The organism is Bradyrhizobium sp. UFLA05-108 (genome assembly GCF_059803455.1).
This window is the reverse complement of the sequence record NZ_JBANAZ010000003.1, coordinates 156,467-174,728: the sequence shown is the minus strand read 5'-3', so window position 1 is coordinate 174,728 and position 18,262 is coordinate 156,467. Positions and strand designations below refer to the sequence as shown.

Genomic DNA, 18,262 nt, shown 5'->3' with positions numbered 1-18,262 from the left:
GAACCTATGAACAGCCTTGCACAGCCACGAATCAATTCGTCGTCAGTTGCCGACGAAGGGCCCCAGGGTCTCGCCGATATCGTGATGGATCACGAGGTCAGCGATGTCGTCCTGCTCGGTTGGCTCGCGGTTGATGATGACGAGACGCGCGCCGCAATTCTTCGCCATCATCGGAAAGCCCGCCGCTGGCCACACCACGAGCGAGGAACCAATCGCGATAAAGAGATCGCACTGCTGTGCAAGCTCGGTCGCACGCTGCATCGCATCTTCCGGCATCGCCTGCCCGAACGAGATCGTCGCCGTCTTCACCGGTTCGGCACACACGCTGCAATCGGGCGCGGCACCGTCTGCGTCGAACCGCCGCTTCACCCAATCGAGTTGATAGGTCTCGCCGCAGTTGATGCAGCGCGCGTAAGTGGTATTGCCGTGGAGTTCGATCACGTGATCGGAAGCGAAGCCCGAAGCCTGGTGCAGATTGTCGATGTTCTGGGTGATGACGGCGGGAGTCTTGCCGGCGCGGTAGAGCGCGGCCAGCGCGCGATGGCCGCGGCCGGGCTTTGCCGCGGCAAAAGTCGGCTCCATCGCGAAGCGGCGGCGCCAGGATTCGTTCCGCGCCTCCTGGCTCGCGACGAATTCGTCGAACGGGATCGGAAGGTTACGCGTCCACAATCCACCCGGCGAGCGAAAATCGGGGATGCCGCACTCGGTCGAGATGCCCGCACCGGTGAACGGCACGATGGTGCGTGCTGCGGCAATCATGTCGCCGAGCCTGTCGACCCCGCTGCGAAGATCTGATGCAATCATAGGCAGCCATCCGTTCGCGAACGCGTCTCCTATAGCACGCCCTGCCCGTCGCGATGATCTCGCTCATCGCAAATGACGCCCCTCTGCCTGTGGATCTGGCACCAGCGCGGCGACCTTCTCCAGGAGTTTCGCGTTCGCACGCTCGCGAAATCGCACGATGCTGCGAGAGTCTTCCAGATCGTCGCCACCTCGGCCTGCTGATTTGCTCATTTGGGCTAGCGTCAGAGCGCGTGAGCGACAAGATCGTTGACACTCTTATCCACCATGAAGTGCGACCAGGGTCGGCAAGTTTTTCCGCCCATCCCTTATCACAATCCGGCAATGGCTCGTCCCCATTGACGCCCCATTCGAGGTCGATCAATGCATCCGTCGAATCCGACTCAACGCGATGCGGCGGCAGCGCTTGAGGTCAGTTGGTAAGAAGGGGATGGACATGACAGAAGAAGAACAGCGTAAAGCAAGGGAGCGTGACGAGATCGCAGCGCGCGTCGCCGCTTTTCGCGCGACACAGGAAAAATTCAAACGCGAACGAGAAGAATATTTTGTCTCGACGCTGGAGAACGCCCGCAAGGTCGAGCGGCCATCGCTTTGGCCGTAAGGCCGTTTTGAATTGAACAAGCAAAAAGCCCGGAGCGCAGCTCCGGGCTTTTCATTTTGGCGCCTTGGTTTACCAGTGGCGCCAGTGATGGTGCCGGTAGTAGACCGGTCCGCCGTAATAGGCGTAAGGACCCGGTCCGTAGGAATAGCTCGGGCCGTAACCATAGTAGTCCGGACCATAATAGTATGGATGGGACGCTGCGATCGCGCCCGCCGTGAGTGCGCCGGCTGCTAGACCGAACGCGAGACCCGGTCCGATGCCGCGCCCGCGCGCCTCTGCCGGTGCCGCAATCGCGGTCGCGCCGACGGTCGCAACGGCGGCCAGAACTGCCAAAGTCTTTCTCATGCGCTTTCTCCTCCATCGCTCGTGGAGGACCAACGCTCGCACCGTCCGATAGTTGCGGCCGATCGACTCCGGCGAAACCCGGGGTTAGTTGAAAAAAACCGAGCCAATGTGGAACAAACGTGCTCGGCGGCGCATTTGCTCTTCAAGTGCGGCAGCCTCCGCCATCCGGGTCGAGGCGAAAGCACGAAGACCCCGCCAGCATCCTCCGTGGTGTTGGCGGGGTTTTCGGTTTCAGGGCGCGATGGCAGCAGAGGCGCCCCTTTGCCAATGGGGAGGGCACGTGAGGAGGTCCGTTTGCCGATATCCGCATTGCTGGCCCGCATCCGCAGGCTGATCCCCAGACGCCAAGATGAACACTACGAGGAGATCGTTCGCAGCTTCGGCGTCGGCGCTTTGCGCCCGCCACCGACGCCGATGAGCGACGCCGAACTTGCCCGCGCAATCGCGGAGTTCCTGAAGGACTCGCCTTCGGCAGTCTCAGTCTCCAGCCTCGGGCGGTGGCTGGATCCGTCCTCCCGGACCTGAGCACGTCATCTCACGATGCTGGAACAAACTTGGCCCTAGCGCGTTGGCTATCCTCGTTCGCGCAAAGAGGCTGCGATGCCAGCGTGGCTTGAAGTCTTGCTCAATCTGGTTGGCTACGCCGGGTTCCTGGCGTTGGCTGCGCGCAGCACCTCGCGCGCCCGCGGCCCCGGCGATGACTCGCATTTGCAGCGATAGGATTAGAGCGAGCGGTGGCGCACTCAATGCGCCTGCGGCGGTTGCCCCGCCGTCCGCACCAGCCGGTCGGCCTTGACGAGTACGTGCGCCCCGTCTTCCACCTGCGGACGAAGCGAAAAGCTGATCACTACGAATACGGCGCAGAACAGCACACCGACGACGGCGACACGACGAAAAGTCTGTCGGTCGGCTTGGTAAAAGGATGGCGTCGAAGGTGGTGTCATGGCCATCGTGCCTGGCTCTCTCGTTTCGCTTTGCCTGCGAGCCGACACCTATCGCAATGCGTCGCAAGTGCAACGCGATCTGGCTTTTAACCTAACCGAATAGGGTTATCCGATCTCGTGCAAGCTTTCGTTAGGCTTTGCCGCGCGGCGCTTTCCGGTGGGCGATCAGACGTCGGCGAGCAGCTTCAACGTTGCACGAAAGCTCAGGCTGCGGTTGCCGACCAGCACGGTGCCGAACACCTCCGCCTCCTTGTCGGTGAACGTCCCGGAGAATCCGCTGGTGACCTCCTGCCCGCCGAACAGCGGCCGGACGAAGGGGTCGGCAAATGGCGTGTGCTGGTTGGTGGCAAGCTCGCCCTTCCAGGTGCCGTTGCCGACGGTGTACGAGCCTTGTGACCAGAAATAGGGTCCGCCGCCGAGCAGCACTCCATCGCGCAGGATCAGCACGCCGCTGTCGCGGCCTTTCACGCCGTCGAGCATGTGGATGTGAATGGAGTAGAGCCCGTTCTTCATGGCGGCCCTAGGATACAACCTGGCGCCGACAGCGTCGAGCAGCGGCGTGAATCGCGAGCCTGCCATGCAGCCGGTTGCACGCTCCTACCCCTGCCCTCAGCGCGCGTTTGCTGCTATGGAACGGCCGAACCAAGCCCGCCTCAATCAAAGACCGTCTAGGGAGAAAAAACCATGCGTTACCTCCACACCATGCTGCGCGTGCGCAATCTCGATGTCGCGCTGAAATTCTATCAGGATGCACTGGGTCTGAAGGAGGTGCGGCGGATCGAGAACGACAAGGGGCGCTTCACGCTCGTCTTCCTGTGCTCGGCGGACGATCTCGAAGCGCTCAAGAGGCAGCCCTCGACGCGCGGCGCGCCGCTGGTCGAGCTCACCTATAATTGGGACGAAGAGAAATACGGCGAGGACCGCTATTTCGGCCACCTCGCCTACGAGGTCGACGACATCTACGCGACCTGCGATCGGCTCATGAAGGCCGGTGTCACCATCAATCGCCCGCCGCGCGACGGCAACATGGCGTTCGTCCGCTCGCCCGACCTGCATTCGATCGAACTGCTCCAGAAGGGCGAGCCGAAACCGCCGCAGGAGCCGTGGCTGTCGATGCCGAACACCGGTCACTGGTAAAGCAGCACGCGCGTTCCGTCTGGAACGAGGCCTGCCCGTCGGCGTTCTCTCCTCGACTAGGAAATCTGGAGGAGGACGCGAATGGCGAGAGGGCTGTTGCTGTGGTTGCTTGGCGTGCCGATTCCGGTGATCATTCTGCTGTGGCTATTCTTCGGCCACTGATTGTCACCGGTTGTCGGATGCGTCTAAAAGCTCCGCCCCGGGCGGAGCTTTTTGCATGAGGCGGCTTCGCGAACGCAGCTCGCGCGGTGCGTGATATTCCGCTATCACCCGCGCAACGCATGAACGCGGGAGGAGCAAGCGTGCCAGAGCAAAAGCCGCAACTGACGGTCTGGGGTCGCGTCAACTCGGTCAACGTGCAGAAGGTGCTGTGGTGCCTGACCGAGCTCGATCTGGCTTTCGAGCGCATCGATGCCGGCATGCAGTTCGGCCGCACGCGCGAGGCCGACTACCTCGCGATGAACCCCAACTCGCGCGTCCCGACGCTGGTCGATGGCGACTACGTGCTGTGGGAATCCAATTCCATCATGCGCTATCTCTGTCTCGCCTACCGTCAGGGCACGCCGATCTATCCGCTAGCCGCGAGACAACGCGCCGGCGTCGATCGCTGGCTCGACTGGACGCTCTCGACGCTGCAGCCGGCCGATCGGCCCGTGTTCTGGGGCATCGTGCGCACGCCGCCGGCCGCGCGCGACATGATGCAGATCCAGAAGGATGCGGACGCGGCGGCCGAGGTGTGGCGCATCCTCGATCAGCAGCTCGCATCACGCCGCTTCGTCGAAGGCGATGACTTCACCATTGCCGATATCGCACTCGGTGCCTATGCGCGGCGCTGGCTCGGCGTCGAGGGCATCGCCCGCCCGACGCTTTCCAATCTGAACCGCTGGTTTGCAGAGCTCGCGAACAGGCCAGGCTTCGAAAAGTACGTCGCACCTCCCATGTCGTGAAGGTTAGCGCCAGCCGCGCTCGACCAGCAGCACGCAGACGACCAGCACCAGCGTGACGGCGGCGGTTGCGAGGCGTGCGGTCCAACTCATGCCGCGTCCGACCCACCAGAGCAGGGCGCAATACATCAGCACGGGAACGATGATATCGAGCGACAGCCCGTTCGCCGGCATGCGCCGCTAGCGCCGGATCGAGGCGCCAACACCGACATCGAGCGCGCCGCCGATCTTCACGCAGCTTCCGGTGGCCTCGACCTTGACGAAGCCCGGGCCGTAGGCGGCGCAGGCATTGGCGTTCCCCGTACCCTTGAGTGGCAGCACCTTGCCGGTCGGGGGCGACCGCTCCGATGTAGGCAGGCGTGCCGTCTCGGCACTTGCCGACGAGATTGCGAGACAGCCGATGGCGATGATGGAGAGCGCGCGCATGTCGCCTTGTAGCGCGGGTACGATCCGGTTTCCATCCGGGCCGGCGCGGCCCAAGGTCAGATGAATTTGATCCCGGCGGAGTTGCCGCGCCGCCAGACCACCTGGCAGCTCCGCCCCGTCCGGGCATCGCGCGCGAAGGCCAGCCGGATGACGCCGGGCAACTGAGCCGCGTCCTCGTCAAGCGTGATGCGCGCCCCCGAGGTGGAGATGTCGGCCACGAGGCAATGCCGCGCGGCGAACCCGCCCTCGAGCGTGATCCAGGCGTGCTGGGACAGCAGTTTGCGTGCTGCCCGCTTCTTGGTTGCGGCCATCGGTTGGAAATCTCCCCCTCCAGCGCTACCGCAGGGAACCCTAAGAAACCGTTGAAATTGGCTCCGAACTTTCCCGATGGTGAGTTTCTCCACCGGTCCCAAAAGACGTTCCCGAATGGCTTGCCCCACCGGCCAAAGGCCACTATACGTTCGCCCGCCGCAGGGCATTCCGGGTACGACTCGTTTGGGGCCCCGGCGCAAGTCTTGCTCCCTTCGTCTATCGGTTAGGACGCCACCCTTTCACGGTGGAGAGAGCGGTTCGATTCCGCTAGGGAGCGCCACCCTCGGAAAATCCCACTGAAATCGCTGGCCTTTTTGCTCGAATTGTCTATTCGGGCGATTAAAATAGACAAATTAGTTTGGGGTTTTGTTCGCCTTGCGTGCCTGCTTCTGGGCCGCTTGAAGCGCCGCCATGGTCTCCCGCGCCAGCCGCTTGCGGTTCGCCATCTCGACATAGAGCTGCAGCTCCTTGAGGTTCTTGTGGCCCGAGATGGAGGCCAGCCGCAGCACGTCGGGAACCACATAGGCGAGCCGGATCAGACCCAGCTTGCGCAGCCCGTGGCTGGTGCAGTCCGGCAGCCCGGCCTCGTCGCACCACTGCCGCATCTTGTTGCCGAACCCGTTGGCCGTGAACGGCTTGCCGAACTCGGTCACGAGGTAGGTCTTGGTCCCCACCAGCGGGGTCGCCCGGATGATGTCGAGGGTGTCCTCCAAGAGCGGCACCGTGATCTTGTGCCCACCCGTGCGGCTGGTCTTCTGCGGCTGGAAGTCGGACAGCTCGCCATCCTTGATGTGGCCCGGCCCGATCCGCACCACGTCGGACTTGCGGACACAGAGGTTGAGGTAGAGCTGCAGCGCCAGCCGCGCCTTGGAGCCGATGGGATGCCGCTTTTCGAACTTTAAGACATCGTCCTCGGTCCACGTGTAGATCGGCGTCGAAGTCACCTTCGCCCGCTTCAGGTCCTCGCCCACGTTCGTCTCGATCAGCGCGGCCTGCTCGCAATAGGCGAAGAAGTGGGCGAGCGCCTGACCGGCATTGCGCTGCGCACCGGCCTTCGGGAGGCTCGACACATAGGCTTGCACGTGACGCCGCTCGACGGTGCGGATTCGCAGGTCGCCGAACTTCTCCCGAAACTTCTCCAGGCAACGCCGCCGCCAGCCCTGCGTGCTCGGCGCCAGTCCATCCGTGAAGTCCGTGCTCTTGTAGTAGGCGACCAGCGCCGCGTTGACGGTGCCCGGCTTGGTCTTGGACGCGCCGATCTCACCAGCGCCCGGCTTGACCATCCCGGCAATCGCGGCGTTGAGCACGTCCATGAACTCGGTGGACCACGGGAGCCCCGGCAGCGGGATCGGCTTCACGCCGGGGATACGGGTGTAGAAACGCGGGTGGCCATTCTCATCGACATAGTGCTTGACGCGCGGCGGCATCTTCACCTTGTGCGGTCGGCCCGGCTGCCGCTTCACTTGCCGGGCTCGATCCCGAGCTTGCGCATTCGCTCGTCCCATTCGTTGGTCCCTGCCTCTTGCTCGCAGCCCGCATCGGGTTGCGGCGGGCCGGTGTGGATGACGATCTTGCCCTGTTTGTCGATTTCGACGCGCGAGACGTTGAGCCCCGCGCGCTGTGCGCCGACAATGGCTTGCGTCACATCACGCTGACGGAAGGTCGCCGGGTTACTGCCCATCGAAGCCCCACAACTGTAAGTGAAAAGCGCCCCTTGGACTATCAAAAAGATAAGTGCGCCTTGGCAAGCAGACATGCTGATTTCCCGAACCAGTGGGGCCACGGCAGCGGGCTCGTCCAGAATTCGCCGCCGTGGCCCGCCAGTGCCCGGTGAGAGCCGTCACTGACTGCAGGCCGTTGTTTCTTCCCGCCACCACCTGCCTGCTGGGCAGCGTCTGGCCCACTTCGGCACCCGGCCAGTTCGGGTCGAAGCCTTACGCCGAAGCCCTCGCACGGTCGCCATCGGCGACGTGCACGATCTCGCTCTGCTGCTGACGCATCTTGCCGACGATGCCATGGAGCCTGCCGACCTCGTCATGGACGTAGCGGCAGATCGAGGCATGGCCATCGATTTCGTGCTGCACCTTCGCGGCGCTGATGAGCATCAGCTGCTCCAGCTCATCAAGCTCGAAGCGGAGCGCGGCGAGCGCCTTGCCGTTCTGTTCGCTCATGCCGACCACGATCGCCTTGATCGCTTCGCGCGAGCTGTCCCCATAGGCGGGCCGCTCAAGCTGATCGCCGGGCGGCGGCCTGTCGGCCCTGCGCGGCGCCTCATGCAGGACGCTCTCGCCGTTCAGCCTCATTTCGGGAAGTGCCTCAGCAGTCCGCTGCATCATTGCCTCGTGTTTTGATAGCGGAAAAACCGTAGCGCGGTCCGGGGCGGCGCGGGGTCAGCGTGCCGAGATAGGACCGCGCAGTCTTGAGCTGGATGTGCATCACGTCGGCGACGCGGCGTTCGGACATGCCAAGCGCGCGCAGGCGCTTCGCGACGGTGGCGCGCGCCTCGACCACCTCCTCCGTCCGGGCGTTGCTCTCGATCAGCTTCGCATCGATGCCGTAGTCGGTCGCGACCTCCTCCACGATCGCGCGGCGCAGCGCACGCGGCGTCAGCGGCGAAATCGGCACCACATCGAACGTGTCGATGATCTCAACCCGGATGGGCATTGGCCGCCCTCCCCCTCACGCAGCTACTGGATGGTCTCGGCGAAAAAGCCCTTGTTGGCGCCGGTCACGAGCACGTAGTTGCAGCCGCGCGCCTGAATGTCGGTGACGGCCTTGCACTCCTCGCAGCGTCCAGCCAGGAAGAACTTGTTCGGCACCTCCATGGTCTGACGCGTGCCGCAGCGATGGCAGGTGAACTTCTGATGCACGGTGTGCCCGGCCTCGATGTACTTCGATGCCTGCACCACGACTTCGGTGAACGGGAAGTCTTTCGTCGTCATGGGCTCCTCCTCACTGTTGTGGTTTGACCTCGCGCAGCCAGCGCTCGGCGAGCTGCAGCATCTTGATCCACTGGCGCAGCGTCTCGGGTTGTCGTGCGGTGTCGTTGGCGATCAGGCACACGCTGCGCTGGCCGTCACTCGTCTTCCGCTCAAGCTCCACCTTCATCGCTCAACCACTCGTCATGCAGGCTGGGCGACCGCGCCGCCGTCCGGGGCTGGGGGCAGGTCGGACGGCGACGCGGCCTCGACGGATGTGGGGACATCCGCCGGTCCAGTGGCATCACCCTTGCTGGACCTCTTGGGATCGGCAGGCGTCGCGGCAGCAATCGCCTCCTCGATCGAACTCTTGGCGAAGCCCTCGCCAGTCGGGCCGCGCAGCCGCTCGCGCAGCTTCGGGGAGGTGTCGCGGCTCACGTCCTTCATGGGCTGCTCGGCCGCGACGCCCTCGTTCTCCTCGACCTCGCCGCGCGCATAGACGCCGCCGAGAATGTCCGGGCAGAAGATGCGGCACCAGTCGCGGCAGGTGTCGTAGAACATCTGCACGTCGGGCTTGCGCACCCAGAGCGGCGAGCCCTTGATCTGGCCGCGCTCATTCGTGCCCGGCCGCAGGTCGCCCAGCCGCTCGCTGGTGATCTCGCGCACGATGGTCTCGCCCCTGAAGACACCCCACACGCGGCACTTGCGATCGTCGCCAGTGCCAATGATCTCGTGCTGCAGCCGCTCCTTCAGCGGCGCCTTCGCCTCGATCACTGCATGGTAGAACTGGCTCTCATAGGCCACGCGGCCGTCCTTGCCGAGATAGGTCCAGTTGGCCAGGGTAAGCGGCGAGATGTTCAACTCGATCGCGCGCACGATGATGCCCCAGCATCCGCCGACGTTGCCGCGCAGCCATTCCGGCAGCATCGGACCGGCGGTCGCCATGATCTTCGCCGCCTCCGCGATCTGCATCGCATTCGTGAAGTCGAAGCCGAAGTCGGCGACCGGCACTTGCGCCGTGCGCTCGGACAGCACCTTCTCGATCTTGCCCTCAGCAAGGTCGCGCCGCGTCACGCGGTCAGCATCCATCGGCCGGTCGCCCGGAAAAGTCGTTTCACTCATCACGCCGCCTCCCTTAATTCGAATTTCAGCCGCTCATCGATCTGCGCGCGCTTCCAGTCGGGCAGATCGACGTACTCAGCATCGTCGCGATCATCGCCGGGGCCGGGCCAGACGCCGGACGCGAGGCAGTCGGCGAAGGTCCGCATGGCGGCGCGGTTCTGCTTCATGCCGCGCGCGATGTCCTCATCCTTGAGCTGCTGCGCGCGCACGCAGAACGGCGCGGTCTTCTCAACCCAAATGAGCGTGAAGGAGTTGGCCTCAAGGCCCAGCGCCATCGCGCCTTCGAGCACGAGCGCAGCCTGCTGATGGTAACCAAACGTGGCGATCGAGGACTGCAGGTCGCGATACAGAACCGAAGGGGTCGTCTTCAGGTCGGTGAAGTCACCGCTGTCGTTCGGCGTCACGTCCGGCCGCGCCTTCAGCCAGAGCCCGGTTTCCTTGTCCTTCCAGATCAGGCTGCGCTCGATCAGGCCGTTGAGCGCGCCCGCCTGCACCAGCGGGAAGGCGCCAAGCGAGATGGCCATGCCCTTGATCACCTCGACCTGCGCGGCGGTCACCACCGTCAGGCCCTCGCGCTTCTTGGCGGCGAGCCACCGCTTGCACTCCTTCCGGTTGCCGTTCCACTTCTCGCCTTCCACGGTCTCGGGCCGCACCACGAACACGTCGGCGAAGCCGATTTCGGCGGTCAGCAGGTGATGCGCGGCACGGCCAAGGACGAATGCCTCGCTGTCGGGCTCCTCCACGCGCGCCGGGTTCAGCGCACAGTGCGCCCAGGCATGCGCTGGCGAGCCATCCCACAACCTGCGCAACACGGTCGAGGACACGCTCGGGCCATCGCAGATGTCGCCGCGATGGTAGGCGGCAAGCGGCAGCTTCGCGTAGAGGCCGGGCTGCGTGATCGTGTTGTCATCCCAGCGAATGCTCTGGATCATTCGGTCCATCCCTTGATGCCGGTTGGTTTGCCCATCAGCGTGATGTTGAGCGCGCCGTCCTTGAGCTGGCGCAGCAGGTCGTCGGCCAGCTCGGTCGCGCGCTCTTCGGTGCCGCAGACGAAGATCAGCTCGACCCGCCTGCCGTGCTGCTTGATCTCGACCGCGTTGCCGAGGTTCGGATGCGAGAAACCGCGCGCCATGGTCAGACCTTCAGCGCTTCGAGAATTTCGTCGCGATAGGCGGTGACCAGCTCGTCGGACAGCGCGACGATCTCGTCCTCGTCGCGCTTCCAGAGCTTGGCGACTTCGGCCGTCATCGGCAGCGACCGCGCTTCGGCCAGCAGCGCGGCGGCCAGTGCCCTACCGATCGAAGCGATGGATTTGTCCGACATGACGCGGTGTCCCCTGTTCGATTTCGGAGGATCGTAGCGCGTCCAAAAACTCGCGGGAGTAAAGCATTTTACTCTGAGCGCGAATAAATCCGCTGTAACGCGATGTAACGGAGCGCGGCGCCCTCAGCGCGCCGCGCATTCTCCACATCCACCGCTGTCAGTTGGGACAGAGAGAGGTAGTAAACACCTCTCTCTCCCCACAACAGGTATATATTTAATATTAAAACTACTGCGCGCGCGCACGTAGCACGAAGCGTGCCAGCGCGCGCAATGATAAGGCGAAATAAATGCTGTAACGGAAATCGCCTAACGCATTGTGGCGACGGCCGGGCAGCATGTTCGCGTCAGAGTAAAATGTTTGACGCACTAACTCGTCCTAACTTTTTTTCGCGCTTGATTTCCGATTTGCGCGTGGCGCAACATCATCGACGGCCCGTCCACCTTCACTTCGATCGAGACACGACGATCGCGCACACATCGCTGCGCGTGTCGCTGCTCGCACGCAACATCGGGAGATGCCGCATATGGCAAAGAGCGCCGCCGAAAACACCCCATCAGCTGACGACATCAAGGACGCCGTCGCAGCGATCGAGAAGATCGACGCGGAGCTGCTTCAGGAGAAGATGGCCTACATGAAGCGGTGCAAGGTCATCCGCGACCGCCGCGCTGATCAGTTCGACCACGCCGCCGATCGCGGCATCCGCAAGAAGCTCCTCAAGGCCAAGATCAAGGAACGCAGCTACCTGCGCAAGGCCGACGCGGTCGTTGACGACTTTGAGGACGACGATCAGAACGAGTACGCCATGCTTTCCGAGAAGCTGGGCGACTTCGGCGACCTGCCGTTGGGTCAGGCCGCTCTCAAGCGTGCTGGAGGCAACGCCGCCGCAGTCGGCTGACGGCCGATGACCATCCTCGCCCTCGACCTCGCGTCAAGAACCGGCTGGGCCGTGGGCGAGCCGGGCCAAACACCAACGCACGGCTCGATCCTATTCGCCAAGCCGGGCGCATCGCACGAAGCGATTTTTTCCAATGCATGGGGCTGGATGTACAGCATGCTCGCTGACTTCGGCCCGAGCACCGTGGTTTGGGAAGCGCCGATGCCGACATCGTTCAACCGTGGAAGAAGCAACGTAAACACGACGACGTTGCTCTACGGTCTCCCCGCCATCATCGGCGCGTGCGCCTATCGATGCGGGCTCTACGACATCCGCAAGGCAGAGACCCGCGACGTGCGGCTGCACTTCATCGGCGAGAACCCGAAGCGCGACCGCGCCAAGTCCCTGGTCATGCGGCATTGCCGGTCGATGGGTTGGGAAGTCGAAGACGATAACGAGGCCGACGCGCTCGCAACGTGGCACTACATGTGCTCGCTCATCCGGCCGCAGCTCGCGCTCGTCACCACACCCCTCTTTCAACAGGGGCACCGATGAACATGCACGGACCGGTCGTCTCGTTCGCTGTGCACATGGAGGCCATCGCCGAGGAGTTGCTGGGCGCACCGAATGTGCGCCTCTCATCCGAAGGCGATCGACGCTACGGCAAGCACGGCTCTCTCTCGATCGATGTCGAGGCCGGACGCTTCTACGACCATGAGACAAAGACCGGCGGCGGCGTGCTCGACCTCATTTCACGAGAAACGGGACGCGACCATAAGGCTGCGATGCAGTGGATGCGCGAACACGGTTATCTGGAGCAACGCGAGCGCCAGGAGAGCAAACCGCAGCAGCTCGGGCGCGAGGTCGCGCACTACAGCTACACGGACGAGAACGACGAGCTTCTCTTTCAGGTCGTGCGCTTCGAGCCGAAGACGTTCAGGCAGCGGCGGAGACCACAGCCCGACGATCCACAGGACGTGATCAAGCACGGCTGGGTCTATGCCGTGCGCGGCATCAGGTACGTGCCTTATCGCTTGCCCGAGCTGATGGAGGCCATCGCCAACGACCACACCGTCTACGTGGTCGAGGGCGAGAAGGACGCCGACAACCTTGCGAAGATCGGCATCGTCGCGACGACGAACCCCGGCGGCGCCGGCAAGTGGAGCGACACTCTCACGGCATTCTTCCGCGACGCCGACGTGGTCATCATTCAGGACAACGACCCCCAGGCAAAGAACCCCGATCCGCCGAACGGTGACGGTGCGCTGCGCTGGCACCCGGACGGCAGACCGGTGCTGCCCGGCCAGGATCATGCGCAGGATGTCGCCAAGGCGCTCAAGAGGACAGCGGCGCGTGTCCGCGTGCTCGACCTTGCCCGGCATTGGGCGGACATGCCGCCCAAGGGCGATGTGACGGACTTCCTCAAGGCGGGCTTCGCGCCCGACGCCCTGCACAAGCTCGCGGAGCGAACACCCGATTGGACCGCCGAGCCGTTCCGCTCGCGCTTCGGCGGCCTGCGCTGGGAAGAGATCGCCATGTCGGGCCACGTATCGGGCTACAATTGGGTGGTCGAGGACATCATCCCCATGGACGAGATCACCCTCGTCTTTGGCGACAGCGGCAGCGGCAAGTCGTTCGGCACGTTCGACTTGGGCATGGCATTGGCACGCGGGCAGAAATTCGTTGGCCGCAACACCGAGCCCGGACTGGTCGTCTACGTGGCCGCAGAGGCCGGGAAAGGCTTCAGCAAGCGGAAGCTTGCCTACGTGATCGAGCACCAACTGCCCCATGGGCAGCCGCTGCCGTTCTATCTCTGCACCAAGCGGCCGGACTTCTTCAGCAGCGACGACGACCTGAACGCGCTCTGCGAAGAGATCGAGGCCGTCAAGAAAACCTATCCGCAGAAGCTGGTGCTGATCATCATCGACACCCTGTCGGCGCTCGCGCCCGGCATGAACGAGAACGCCAGCCAGGACGTGTCGATCGTGCGCAAGCGGCTGGTCGCCCTGCAGCACCGGTTCGGCGCTGCCGTGATCCTCGTGCACCATAAGCCGAAGGGCGGCGGAAGCCCGCGCGGCCATTCATCGCTGACCGCCGACTTCGAGACCACGATCGAATTCGAGATCGCGGCCGACAGGCGCACTTCGCGGGGCGGCAACATCCACCGCGCGACGGTGCGCAAGCAGCGCGAGGGCAAGTCCGGCATCCGGTGGGAGTTCACGCTGCCTGTCATCAGCGTCGGCCTGAACAAGTGGGGCAACGAGGAAACCTCATGCGCCGCCGTACCCTACGATGCGAGCGACAGCTCCGAGCGCGGCGGCTATCAGGCCACCAGCAACGAGCGCCTCCTCATGCATGCGCTGTACGATGCGCTGGTCGAGTACGGCGTGCCACCGCCCTTCCCGCTCCCAAACAGCATCACCAAGGTGGTCGATAGCGCCTACGTTCGCGATGGCATGCGGGCCAAGGTGATCGATGACGACGCGGACAAGAAGGCCGCCGACAATCGCTTCCGTGGGGCCTTTAAGCGCGCGGGGGACAAGCTGCGCAACGCAGGCGTCATCGGCGTGCAGAACCCGTACTGGTGGCCGACAGGCAAGCCGGTCGCCGGGATGGGAAGATAGGAGGTGGTCATGCTCAGAATGATGGCATTGGGAATGCTCTTGCTGCTGTGCGGGTGCGTCACCGAGCGCGACTTCGCCGCGAACTACTACACGCGGGGCGAGATCGACGCCATCAACGCGGAAGCGCAGTGCCGGTCGCTGGCTCGCAATCTGGTGCAGATGGCCCGGTGCGGAATGAGGCGCGATCATGCTGCGACGTGAACGGAAAGAGCAGAAGCGCCAGCGGCTGGCGACGTCACGCACACAGGGCTAACTAGGCACAGCAATCGCGAAGCGTAGCAATGTCAATGGCTTAGCGACGCACTTCGCAACCCTTGCGACAGATCGGCTTCGTGCTCGATCGTCTACATCTGCTTTTCGTCTGGAATATCAATCACTTGACGGATGATGATGTTGATGCCGCCGCCGTCCTCGCCCGCGATCGGCTGAACGGCCTTGCCCCAGCCGCGTTCGAGCAGCAGATCGCACGCTGCCACGCGCGCTGACGGAGTCGCGTTTCGCTGCCTCATGATGCTCGCCAGCACGTTCACCGCGGCCTCGGCGGCCCCAGCTCTTGTCCCCTGCCCCCAAAGGAGCCTGGGCCCTCGCTAGTCGCAAACGAAAGAGAATGCCAACCTGGGCGGCCTTACTTTTTCAGATCTTCGACTGAGCGGATCTTCTCGGCGCGGCGCGCTAGCTCCTCATAGTGCTGCGCAGTTTTGCGCAAGGTTTGCTTGGTCTGGTCGTGCTCCGCATTATCGGCCTTGGTGTGAAACTCCTCGGCCCGCATCTGCCAGTACTGAGGCGGGTGCATACGCTCAATGCCCATGGGGTCCCTCCAACCATGTGCCCAGCTCGATTAGCTGATAATTCATTAACATAAGTTTGGCTGCAGTGGCAGCCATCCTGACGCGTACGCCAACGGGCGCGTCAGCTGTTAACGGAGTGCGGGAAATCCGAAGGACGTAAGTCGCGGACGAAAAGATGGCAGTTACTGGTACCGGTGTCTGCCGTGCATCGAGCCCCGAGATGCCGCCCTGGGGGACCACCCACCCTCCATGACGTGACGTCACGCACACAGAGCTAACCAGGCGCAGCGATGGCGAAGCGTAGCAATATCAATGACTTAGTGGAGCAGTTCGCAGCACTTGCGCAACGGCAGCTCAAGCTGGCCTTCGTCGGCCTCGTGCTCGATCACCTTCATCGGCTTTTTTTCACTGTTATCAACTAGTTGACGGATGACGATGCGGATCGGGCCGCCGTCGTCGCCAGCGATCCGTTAAGCCGCTTTGCCCCAACCGCGTTCGAGCAGCACCGTCGCTGCCTGGACGCGTGCCGAGGGCGGGCACTGGGCCTGCCGCATGATCCCGGCAAGCGTCTGCACCGCAGCCTCAGTGTGAGCTCGCGCCAAAGATCGCAGATCCGCTGTCGCTTTAGCCATTTAACTTGGGGCGCTCCCTTTCTGGATGAAACCTCGGCCTCCGTTCAGAAGGTTGCTTAGCAAGGCAGCTGTCCACCCCTCTGGGACGGCATCCAAGACTTGGCTGACTGCTTCCTCGCGCCGACCCGCGGACACCCAAATCTGGTGTTTGCGGTCATCGGTGGTGACCTGAACCAAATGGACATCGGAATTGTCATTTGCGGCTGCCATATTCCACTATGCCCCGCTCTTCTGGATGTTCCAACGGTCTAGGTATTCGGGATGGCGAGACATAAAGTGTGGAACTGGTGATCTTCATGAGAACGAGCTGGTCTTGTCTAGCACGAGCTGGTCGCTCGCGATGAGGACCGGTGGAAAATGCTAACATTGTTGGTTGAGGGCGATGTTCCAAGGTCGTAGTTTCGCATCAGAGGAATGGGGACGCCTCAGATGGAAATCCTCCAGCAGCCGCCGAAACAGCCATCTCCCATCTGTCCTTATTGCCAAGTCGCGATGACATGGATCGGGTCGGTTCTGATCTCGGCTGAACAGGTCGTTGAGAACAGGTTCACCTGCCTAGACTGCGGCAGAAGGATACAACTCAAGACGCCCGTGAAATCCTTCCTAGAATAACGCTGGCGGCGTTGCGCTGCCGCTCCAGATCCACTTCCCATGGCTGCATGCCGGGCATCTGTCATCCCTTGTCGTAAGGGTTGCCCCGTAACGCCATCTGGATGACGGCCATGACAATGGCGCCGAGCACACCGCCGATCAGTACACCTGCAGCGAACCCGCACCAGAAGCTCATCGCTTTAGACCCTGATTGGTGCTCTGCCCCTTGACGTTCTGCGCGGGTGAGCGTTCCACACCGGGGTCATCCGATGTGCAAGGTCGCCACTTCGTGATGCCGTACATATGCCGTGGCAGAAAAGAGCCGCCCGTGTTTTTGGCGCGGGCCGTCCTCACGCCCACACGCACCTGATCACGCGCGTAGATCTGCAGCGCGCCAGCGACCGCAGGCTCGTCACACTCGACCACGACACGGTGCTCCCCCTTGGTGTTGGTGAAGGCCATGAAATGATCGCTCTCATTCCCAAAGCTGGCGCCAATTCCTGGTGAAGCGCGCAGCGTTGCACTATGGTCCCTGCCATCGCGCGCCGCCATGTGTGCTTGCTCCATGCTTTGCGGTGCTGATCGGAGGGGTGGTGCCGCGCGGCGCCGCCCCTTTGTCGTTTCAGGAGGATGGCCATTGCACGACATAAGCGATGCCACCGCGATCGAGTACGACCTCGAGACCCGCACGGCCACGGTCAGCTTCGCCGACGAGGACGTGGATTTGATCAACGTCGTCGCCTACTGCTTCAATGCCAGCAACGGCACGGTCGAGGTCATCCGGATTTTCGCACGCCAGCGGCTCACCGCTGAGTATCGAAGAAGCAACGGCGGCTTCGATTTGGTAGCGCGACATTCGTTGCAGTGAGATAGAATAGGCGATCACCACACAAGAGGGATCGCCATGAGTAGCGCGGCAATGGAGCGCGCATTTGCCCGTAGACATCGAGGACATCGCGCTCTCGATCGAATTCAGCATCACCGATGCGACCGTCACCATCGTCTTCCCGCACGACGTGGAGTTCGACGCGAAAGACGTGGCCGAGTAGGCAGACGAGCTGTCTCTCGGGCGCTGCGCAATCCTGCGCATCTATCGCGAACGGAATTTGGCGCTCGAATACGTCCGCCAAATCGATGGACGACTGGCGCGCAAGACGTAACGCGCCTATATGGTGACGCGCGCCAGCGGTGGTGAAGGGATGGATTACTTCGCCTGAAAGAGAAGCCATCCCGCCCGTTCCCCGCTGGCCTCCGTGCGTGAGGTTGCGCATGATCGAAGTCAACATCGATACCACGGGCTTCACGCAGGCCGCGATCGAGCTGGGCGCGGCGATAGATCAAATCCCCTACATCATGGCCCGCACGCTCAACGATGCGGCCGACGCGACGCGGAGCTACCTCATCAACACGACGTGGCCGTCGTCGGTGCAGGTCCGCAATCAGAGCTTCATGCGGGCGGCGCTGACCACCAAGGGAGCGCGCGCGAGCAAGACCGATCTTGAGGTCACCATCTACGACAAGCTTGGCCGCGCAAACCTGGCACTCCACGCGAAGAGCGGCACCCGTGTCCCGCAGACGAGCGCGCTGGCCATCCCGCCAACCGGTGCGGTGAACCGGACCGCTCGCGGCGTGCCCCAGGGCCAGCGCCCCCGCAACCTGAAGAACAGCTTCAGGAAGGGCGACGTGATTTACCAGCGCATCGGCAACAACCGCCTGCGGCTGATGTACGTCCTGAAGCCCGCGGCGAAGATCAAGCGCGACGTGGCGTTCTATACCGACTTCGCAAAGATCATGCTTCAGGAGATGGAGCGAAACCTCGCCGGCAATATCGGGATCGCAATGCGCACCCGGCGGGCTCGGTGAAACAGGCAACGAGGAG

31 protein-coding genes and 1 tRNA gene are annotated in these 18,262 nt (G+C 63.2%); 12 read left to right on the top strand and 20 right to left on the bottom strand.

Annotated features, from left to right (window positions below):
• Window positions 1-42 precede the first annotated feature (42 nt).
• Complete coding sequence (locus tag SO140_RS03460; RefSeq protein WP_498542353.1) at window positions 43-804, bottom strand: SIR2 family NAD-dependent protein deacylase; 762 nt, start codon at window positions 802-804, stop codon at window positions 43-45.
• Between the two features lie 433 nt (window positions 805-1,237).
• On the opposite strand from SO140_RS03460, the gene SO140_RS03455 reads away from it, so the two are divergent.
• A complete protein-coding gene (locus SO140_RS03455; protein WP_449381761.1) occupies window positions 1,238-1,402 on the top strand; it encodes a hypothetical protein in 165 nt (54 codons plus the stop codon).
• Between the two features lie 69 nt (window positions 1,403-1,471).
• Here SO140_RS03455 and SO140_RS03450 read toward each other — a convergent pair whose 3' ends face one another.
• A complete protein-coding gene (locus SO140_RS03450; RefSeq protein WP_449381760.1) occupies window positions 1,472-1,747 on the bottom strand; it encodes a hypothetical protein in 276 nt (91 codons plus the stop codon).
• A gap of 309 nt (window positions 1,748-2,056) precedes the next feature.
• Here SO140_RS03450 and SO140_RS03445 point away from each other — a divergent pair, with 309 nt between their 5' ends.
• Entirely contained in the window at window positions 2,057-2,272 is a 216-nt protein-coding gene (locus tag SO140_RS03445) for a hypothetical protein (RefSeq protein ID WP_474797387.1), read from the top strand.
• Window positions 2,273-2,490: 218 nt separating this feature from the next.
• On the opposite strand, the gene SO140_RS03440 is transcribed toward SO140_RS03445, so the two are convergent.
• Both SO140_RS03440 and SO140_RS03435 read right to left on the bottom strand, forming a co-directional pair.
• Complete coding sequence (locus SO140_RS03440; RefSeq protein WP_449381804.1) at window positions 2,491-2,691, bottom strand: hypothetical protein; 201 nt, start codon at window positions 2,689-2,691, stop codon at window positions 2,491-2,493.
• 165 nt (window positions 2,692-2,856) lie between these two features.
• A complete protein-coding gene (locus SO140_RS03435) occupies window positions 2,857-3,204 on the bottom strand; it encodes a GrlR family regulatory protein (protein WP_449381803.1) in 348 nt (115 codons plus the stop codon).
• Window positions 3,205-3,375: 171 nt separating this feature from the next.
• On the opposite strand from SO140_RS03435, the gene SO140_RS03430 reads away from it, so the two are divergent.
• Entirely contained in the window at window positions 3,376-3,828 is a 453-nt protein-coding gene (locus tag SO140_RS03430) for a VOC family protein (RefSeq protein ID WP_449381758.1), read from the top strand.
• Window positions 3,829-4,130: 302 nt separating this feature from the next.
• Window positions 4,131-4,775 carry a glutathione S-transferase family protein gene (locus SO140_RS03425; protein WP_449381757.1) on the top strand — a complete coding sequence of 215 codons (645 nt, stop codon included), beginning with the start codon at window positions 4,131-4,133 and terminating at the stop codon, window positions 4,773-4,775.
• 3 nt (window positions 4,776-4,778) lie between these two features.
• On the opposite strand, the gene SO140_RS03420 is transcribed toward SO140_RS03425, so the two are convergent.
• From SO140_RS03420 to SO140_RS03410, 3 genes are read right to left on the bottom strand one after another with little or no spacing between them, the layout of a single operon-like run.
• Window positions 4,779-4,946, bottom strand: a complete 168-nt coding sequence (locus tag SO140_RS03420; RefSeq protein ID WP_449381756.1) for a hypothetical protein — start codon at window positions 4,944-4,946, stop codon at window positions 4,779-4,781.
• A gap of 6 nt (window positions 4,947-4,952) precedes the next feature.
• Window positions 4,953-5,198: a hypothetical protein gene (locus SO140_RS03415; RefSeq protein ID WP_449381755.1), complete on the bottom strand. Its 246-nt coding sequence runs from the start codon at window positions 5,196-5,198 to the stop codon at window positions 4,953-4,955.
• Window positions 5,199-5,254: 56 nt separating this feature from the next.
• A complete protein-coding gene (locus SO140_RS03410) occupies window positions 5,255-5,509 on the bottom strand; it encodes a PilZ domain-containing protein (protein WP_449381754.1) in 255 nt (84 codons plus the stop codon).
• Window positions 5,510-5,715: 206 nt separating this feature from the next.
• On the opposite strand from SO140_RS03410, the gene SO140_RS03405 reads away from it, so the two are divergent.
• Window positions 5,716-5,790: transfer RNA gene (locus SO140_RS03405), tRNA-Glu, on the top strand.
• Window positions 5,791-5,863: 73 nt separating this feature from the next.
• On the opposite strand, the gene SO140_RS03400 is transcribed toward SO140_RS03405, so the two are convergent.
• The 10 genes from SO140_RS03400 to SO140_RS03355 form a co-directional block, all read right to left on the bottom strand.
• Window positions 5,864-6,973 (bottom strand): tyrosine-type recombinase/integrase, encoded by a 1,110-nt coding sequence (locus tag SO140_RS03400; RefSeq protein ID WP_498542352.1) that lies wholly within the window; start codon window positions 6,971-6,973, stop codon window positions 5,864-5,866.
• Window positions 6,970-7,266: a hypothetical protein gene (locus SO140_RS03395; RefSeq protein ID WP_498542351.1), complete on the bottom strand. Its 297-nt coding sequence runs from the start codon at window positions 7,264-7,266 to the stop codon at window positions 6,970-6,972. Before SO140_RS03395 ends, SO140_RS03400 begins: the two co-directional genes overlap by 4 nt.
• 178 nt (window positions 7,267-7,444) lie before the next feature.
• Window positions 7,445-7,843, bottom strand: coding sequence for a hypothetical protein (locus SO140_RS03390; RefSeq protein WP_498542350.1), 399 nt, complete (start codon window positions 7,841-7,843; stop codon window positions 7,445-7,447).
• Entirely contained in the window at window positions 7,827-8,174 is a 348-nt protein-coding gene (locus SO140_RS03385; RefSeq protein ID WP_498542349.1) for a hypothetical protein, read from the bottom strand. Before SO140_RS03385 ends, SO140_RS03390 begins: the two co-directional genes overlap by 17 nt.
• A gap of 23 nt (window positions 8,175-8,197) precedes the next feature.
• A complete protein-coding gene (locus tag SO140_RS03380; RefSeq protein ID WP_498542348.1) occupies window positions 8,198-8,452 on the bottom strand; it encodes a hypothetical protein in 255 nt (84 codons plus the stop codon).
• A gap of 10 nt (window positions 8,453-8,462) precedes the next feature.
• Window positions 8,463-8,618: a hypothetical protein gene (locus tag SO140_RS03375; RefSeq protein WP_498542347.1), complete on the bottom strand. Its 156-nt coding sequence runs from the start codon at window positions 8,616-8,618 to the stop codon at window positions 8,463-8,465.
• 14 nt (window positions 8,619-8,632) lie between these two features.
• Window positions 8,633-9,550 carry a hypothetical protein gene (locus SO140_RS03370; protein ID WP_498542346.1) on the bottom strand — a complete coding sequence of 306 codons (918 nt, stop codon included), beginning with the start codon at window positions 9,548-9,550 and terminating at the stop codon, window positions 8,633-8,635.
• On the bottom strand, window positions 9,550-10,482 hold the full coding sequence (locus tag SO140_RS03365; protein ID WP_498542345.1) for a PD-(D/E)XK nuclease-like domain-containing protein: 933 nt from the start codon (window positions 10,480-10,482) through the stop codon (window positions 9,550-9,552). Before SO140_RS03365 ends, SO140_RS03370 begins: the two co-directional genes overlap by 1 nt.
• Entirely contained in the window at window positions 10,479-10,682 is a 204-nt protein-coding gene (locus SO140_RS03360; RefSeq protein ID WP_498542344.1) for a hypothetical protein, read from the bottom strand. Before SO140_RS03360 ends, SO140_RS03365 begins: the two co-directional genes overlap by 4 nt.
• A 2-nt stretch (window positions 10,683-10,684) precedes the next feature.
• Window positions 10,685-10,873, bottom strand: a complete 189-nt coding sequence (locus tag SO140_RS03355) for a hypothetical protein (RefSeq protein WP_498542343.1) — start codon at window positions 10,871-10,873, stop codon at window positions 10,685-10,687.
• Between the two features lie 524 nt (window positions 10,874-11,397).
• On the opposite strand from SO140_RS03355, the gene SO140_RS03350 reads away from it, so the two are divergent.
• The 4 genes from SO140_RS03350 to SO140_RS03335 are packed head-to-tail and all read left to right on the top strand — an operon-like array spanning window position 11,398 to window position 14,573.
• Window positions 11,398-11,769 (top strand): hypothetical protein, encoded by a 372-nt coding sequence (locus SO140_RS03350; protein ID WP_498542342.1) that lies wholly within the window; start codon window positions 11,398-11,400, stop codon window positions 11,767-11,769.
• 6 nt (window positions 11,770-11,775) lie between these two features.
• Window positions 11,776-12,303, top strand: a complete 528-nt coding sequence (locus SO140_RS03345) for a hypothetical protein (RefSeq protein WP_498542341.1) — start codon at window positions 11,776-11,778, stop codon at window positions 12,301-12,303.
• Window positions 12,300-14,372: an AAA family ATPase gene (locus SO140_RS03340; RefSeq protein ID WP_498542340.1), complete on the top strand. Its 2,073-nt coding sequence runs from the start codon at window positions 12,300-12,302 to the stop codon at window positions 14,370-14,372. Before SO140_RS03345 ends, SO140_RS03340 begins: the two co-directional genes overlap by 4 nt.
• Before the next feature lie 9 nt (window positions 14,373-14,381).
• The gene (locus SO140_RS03335; RefSeq protein ID WP_498542339.1) at window positions 14,382-14,573 is read left to right on the top strand and encodes a hypothetical protein; all 192 of its coding nucleotides are present in this window, start codon (window positions 14,382-14,384) and stop codon (window positions 14,571-14,573) included.
• Between the two features lie 143 nt (window positions 14,574-14,716).
• On the opposite strand, the gene SO140_RS03330 is transcribed toward SO140_RS03335, so the two are convergent.
• Both SO140_RS03330 and SO140_RS03325 read right to left on the bottom strand, forming a co-directional pair.
• Window positions 14,717-14,902, bottom strand: coding sequence for a hypothetical protein (locus tag SO140_RS03330; RefSeq protein WP_498542338.1), 186 nt, complete (start codon window positions 14,900-14,902; stop codon window positions 14,717-14,719).
• A gap of 95 nt (window positions 14,903-14,997) precedes the next feature.
• The gene (locus tag SO140_RS03325; protein WP_498542337.1) at window positions 14,998-15,180 is read right to left on the bottom strand and encodes a hypothetical protein; all 183 of its coding nucleotides are present in this window, start codon (window positions 15,178-15,180) and stop codon (window positions 14,998-15,000) included.
• 270 nt (window positions 15,181-15,450) lie between these two features.
• Here SO140_RS03325 and SO140_RS03320 point away from each other — a divergent pair, with 270 nt between their 5' ends.
• Entirely contained in the window at window positions 15,451-15,582 is a 132-nt protein-coding gene (locus SO140_RS03320) for a hypothetical protein (protein WP_498542336.1), read from the top strand.
• 993 nt (window positions 15,583-16,575) lie between these two features.
• On the opposite strand, the gene SO140_RS03315 is transcribed toward SO140_RS03320, so the two are convergent.
• Window positions 16,576-16,935: a hypothetical protein gene (locus SO140_RS03315; protein WP_498542335.1), complete on the bottom strand. Its 360-nt coding sequence runs from the start codon at window positions 16,933-16,935 to the stop codon at window positions 16,576-16,578.
• Window positions 16,936-17,020: 85 nt separating this feature from the next.
• Between SO140_RS03315 and SO140_RS03310 the strand changes: the two genes are divergently transcribed.
• On the top strand, window positions 17,021-17,251 hold the full coding sequence (locus SO140_RS03310; protein ID WP_498542334.1) for a hypothetical protein: 231 nt from the start codon (window positions 17,021-17,023) through the stop codon (window positions 17,249-17,251).
• A 401-nt stretch (window positions 17,252-17,652) separates the two neighbouring features.
• Window positions 17,653-18,246 (top strand): hypothetical protein, encoded by a 594-nt coding sequence (locus SO140_RS03305; protein WP_498542333.1) that lies wholly within the window; start codon window positions 17,653-17,655, stop codon window positions 18,244-18,246.
• Window positions 18,247-18,262 lie beyond the last annotated feature (16 nt).

Excerpts from the sequence above, each read along its gene's own strand:
- SO140_RS03430 (WP_449381758.1), top strand. The coding sequence starts at position 3,376 with ATGCGTTACCTCCACACCATGCTGCGCGTGCGCAATCTCGATGTCGCG.
- SO140_RS03450 (WP_449381760.1), bottom strand. The coding sequence starts at position 1,747 with ATGAGAAAGACTTTGGCAGTTCTGGCCGCCGTTGCGACCGTCGGCGCG.
- SO140_RS03420 (WP_449381756.1), bottom strand. The coding sequence starts at position 4,946 with ATGCCGGCGAACGGGCTGTCGCTCGATATCATCGTTCCCGTGCTGATG.
- SO140_RS03390 (WP_498542350.1), bottom strand. The coding sequence starts at position 7,843 with ATGCAGCGGACTGCTGAGGCACTTCCCGAAATGAGGCTGAACGGCGAG.
- SO140_RS03410 (WP_449381754.1), bottom strand. The coding sequence starts at position 5,509 with ATGGCCGCAACCAAGAAGCGGGCAGCACGCAAACTGCTGTCCCAGCAC.
- SO140_RS03360 (WP_498542344.1), bottom strand. The coding sequence starts at position 10,682 with ATGGCGCGCGGTTTCTCGCATCCGAACCTCGGCAACGCGGTCGAGATC.
- SO140_RS03385 (WP_498542349.1), bottom strand. The coding sequence starts at position 8,174 with ATGCCCATCCGGGTTGAGATCATCGACACGTTCGATGTGGTGCCGATT.
- SO140_RS03455 (WP_449381761.1), top strand. The coding sequence starts at position 1,238 with ATGACAGAAGAAGAACAGCGTAAAGCAAGGGAGCGTGACGAGATCGCA.
- SO140_RS03305 (WP_498542333.1), top strand. The coding sequence starts at position 17,653 with ATGATCGAAGTCAACATCGATACCACGGGCTTCACGCAGGCCGCGATC.
- SO140_RS03335 (WP_498542339.1), top strand. The coding sequence starts at position 14,382 with ATGCTCAGAATGATGGCATTGGGAATGCTCTTGCTGCTGTGCGGGTGC.
- SO140_RS03340 (WP_498542340.1), top strand. The coding sequence starts at position 12,300 with ATGAACATGCACGGACCGGTCGTCTCGTTCGCTGTGCACATGGAGGCC.
- SO140_RS03415 (WP_449381755.1), bottom strand. The coding sequence starts at position 5,198 with ATGCGCGCGCTCTCCATCATCGCCATCGGCTGTCTCGCAATCTCGTCG.
- SO140_RS03320 (WP_498542336.1), top strand. The coding sequence starts at position 15,451 with ATGGCGAAGCGTAGCAATATCAATGACTTAGTGGAGCAGTTCGCAGCA.
- SO140_RS03350 (WP_498542342.1), top strand. The coding sequence starts at position 11,398 with ATGGCAAAGAGCGCCGCCGAAAACACCCCATCAGCTGACGACATCAAG.
- SO140_RS03375 (WP_498542347.1), bottom strand. The coding sequence starts at position 8,618 with ATGAAGGTGGAGCTTGAGCGGAAGACGAGTGACGGCCAGCGCAGCGTG.
- SO140_RS03460 (WP_498542353.1), bottom strand. The coding sequence starts at position 804 with ATGATTGCATCAGATCTTCGCAGCGGGGTCGACAGGCTCGGCGACATG.
- SO140_RS03345 (WP_498542341.1), top strand. The coding sequence starts at position 11,776 with ATGACCATCCTCGCCCTCGACCTCGCGTCAAGAACCGGCTGGGCCGTG.
- SO140_RS03435 (WP_449381803.1), bottom strand. The coding sequence starts at position 3,204 with ATGAAGAACGGGCTCTACTCCATTCACATCCACATGCTCGACGGCGTG.
- SO140_RS03440 (WP_449381804.1), bottom strand. The coding sequence starts at position 2,691 with ATGACACCACCTTCGACGCCATCCTTTTACCAAGCCGACCGACAGACT.
- SO140_RS03355 (WP_498542343.1), bottom strand. The coding sequence starts at position 10,873 with ATGTCGGACAAATCCATCGCTTCGATCGGTAGGGCACTGGCCGCCGCG.
- SO140_RS03380 (WP_498542348.1), bottom strand. The coding sequence starts at position 8,452 with ATGACGACGAAAGACTTCCCGTTCACCGAAGTCGTGGTGCAGGCATCG.
- SO140_RS03315 (WP_498542335.1), bottom strand. The coding sequence starts at position 16,935 with ATGGCGGCGCGCGATGGCAGGGACCATAGTGCAACGCTGCGCGCTTCA.
- SO140_RS03365 (WP_498542345.1), bottom strand. The coding sequence starts at position 10,482 with ATGATCCAGAGCATTCGCTGGGATGACAACACGATCACGCAGCCCGGC.
- SO140_RS03395 (WP_498542351.1), bottom strand. The coding sequence starts at position 7,266 with ATGTCTGCTTGCCAAGGCGCACTTATCTTTTTGATAGTCCAAGGGGCG.
- SO140_RS03325 (WP_498542337.1), bottom strand. The coding sequence starts at position 15,180 with ATGGGCATTGAGCGTATGCACCCGCCTCAGTACTGGCAGATGCGGGCC.
- SO140_RS03370 (WP_498542346.1), bottom strand. The coding sequence starts at position 9,550 with ATGAGTGAAACGACTTTTCCGGGCGACCGGCCGATGGATGCTGACCGC.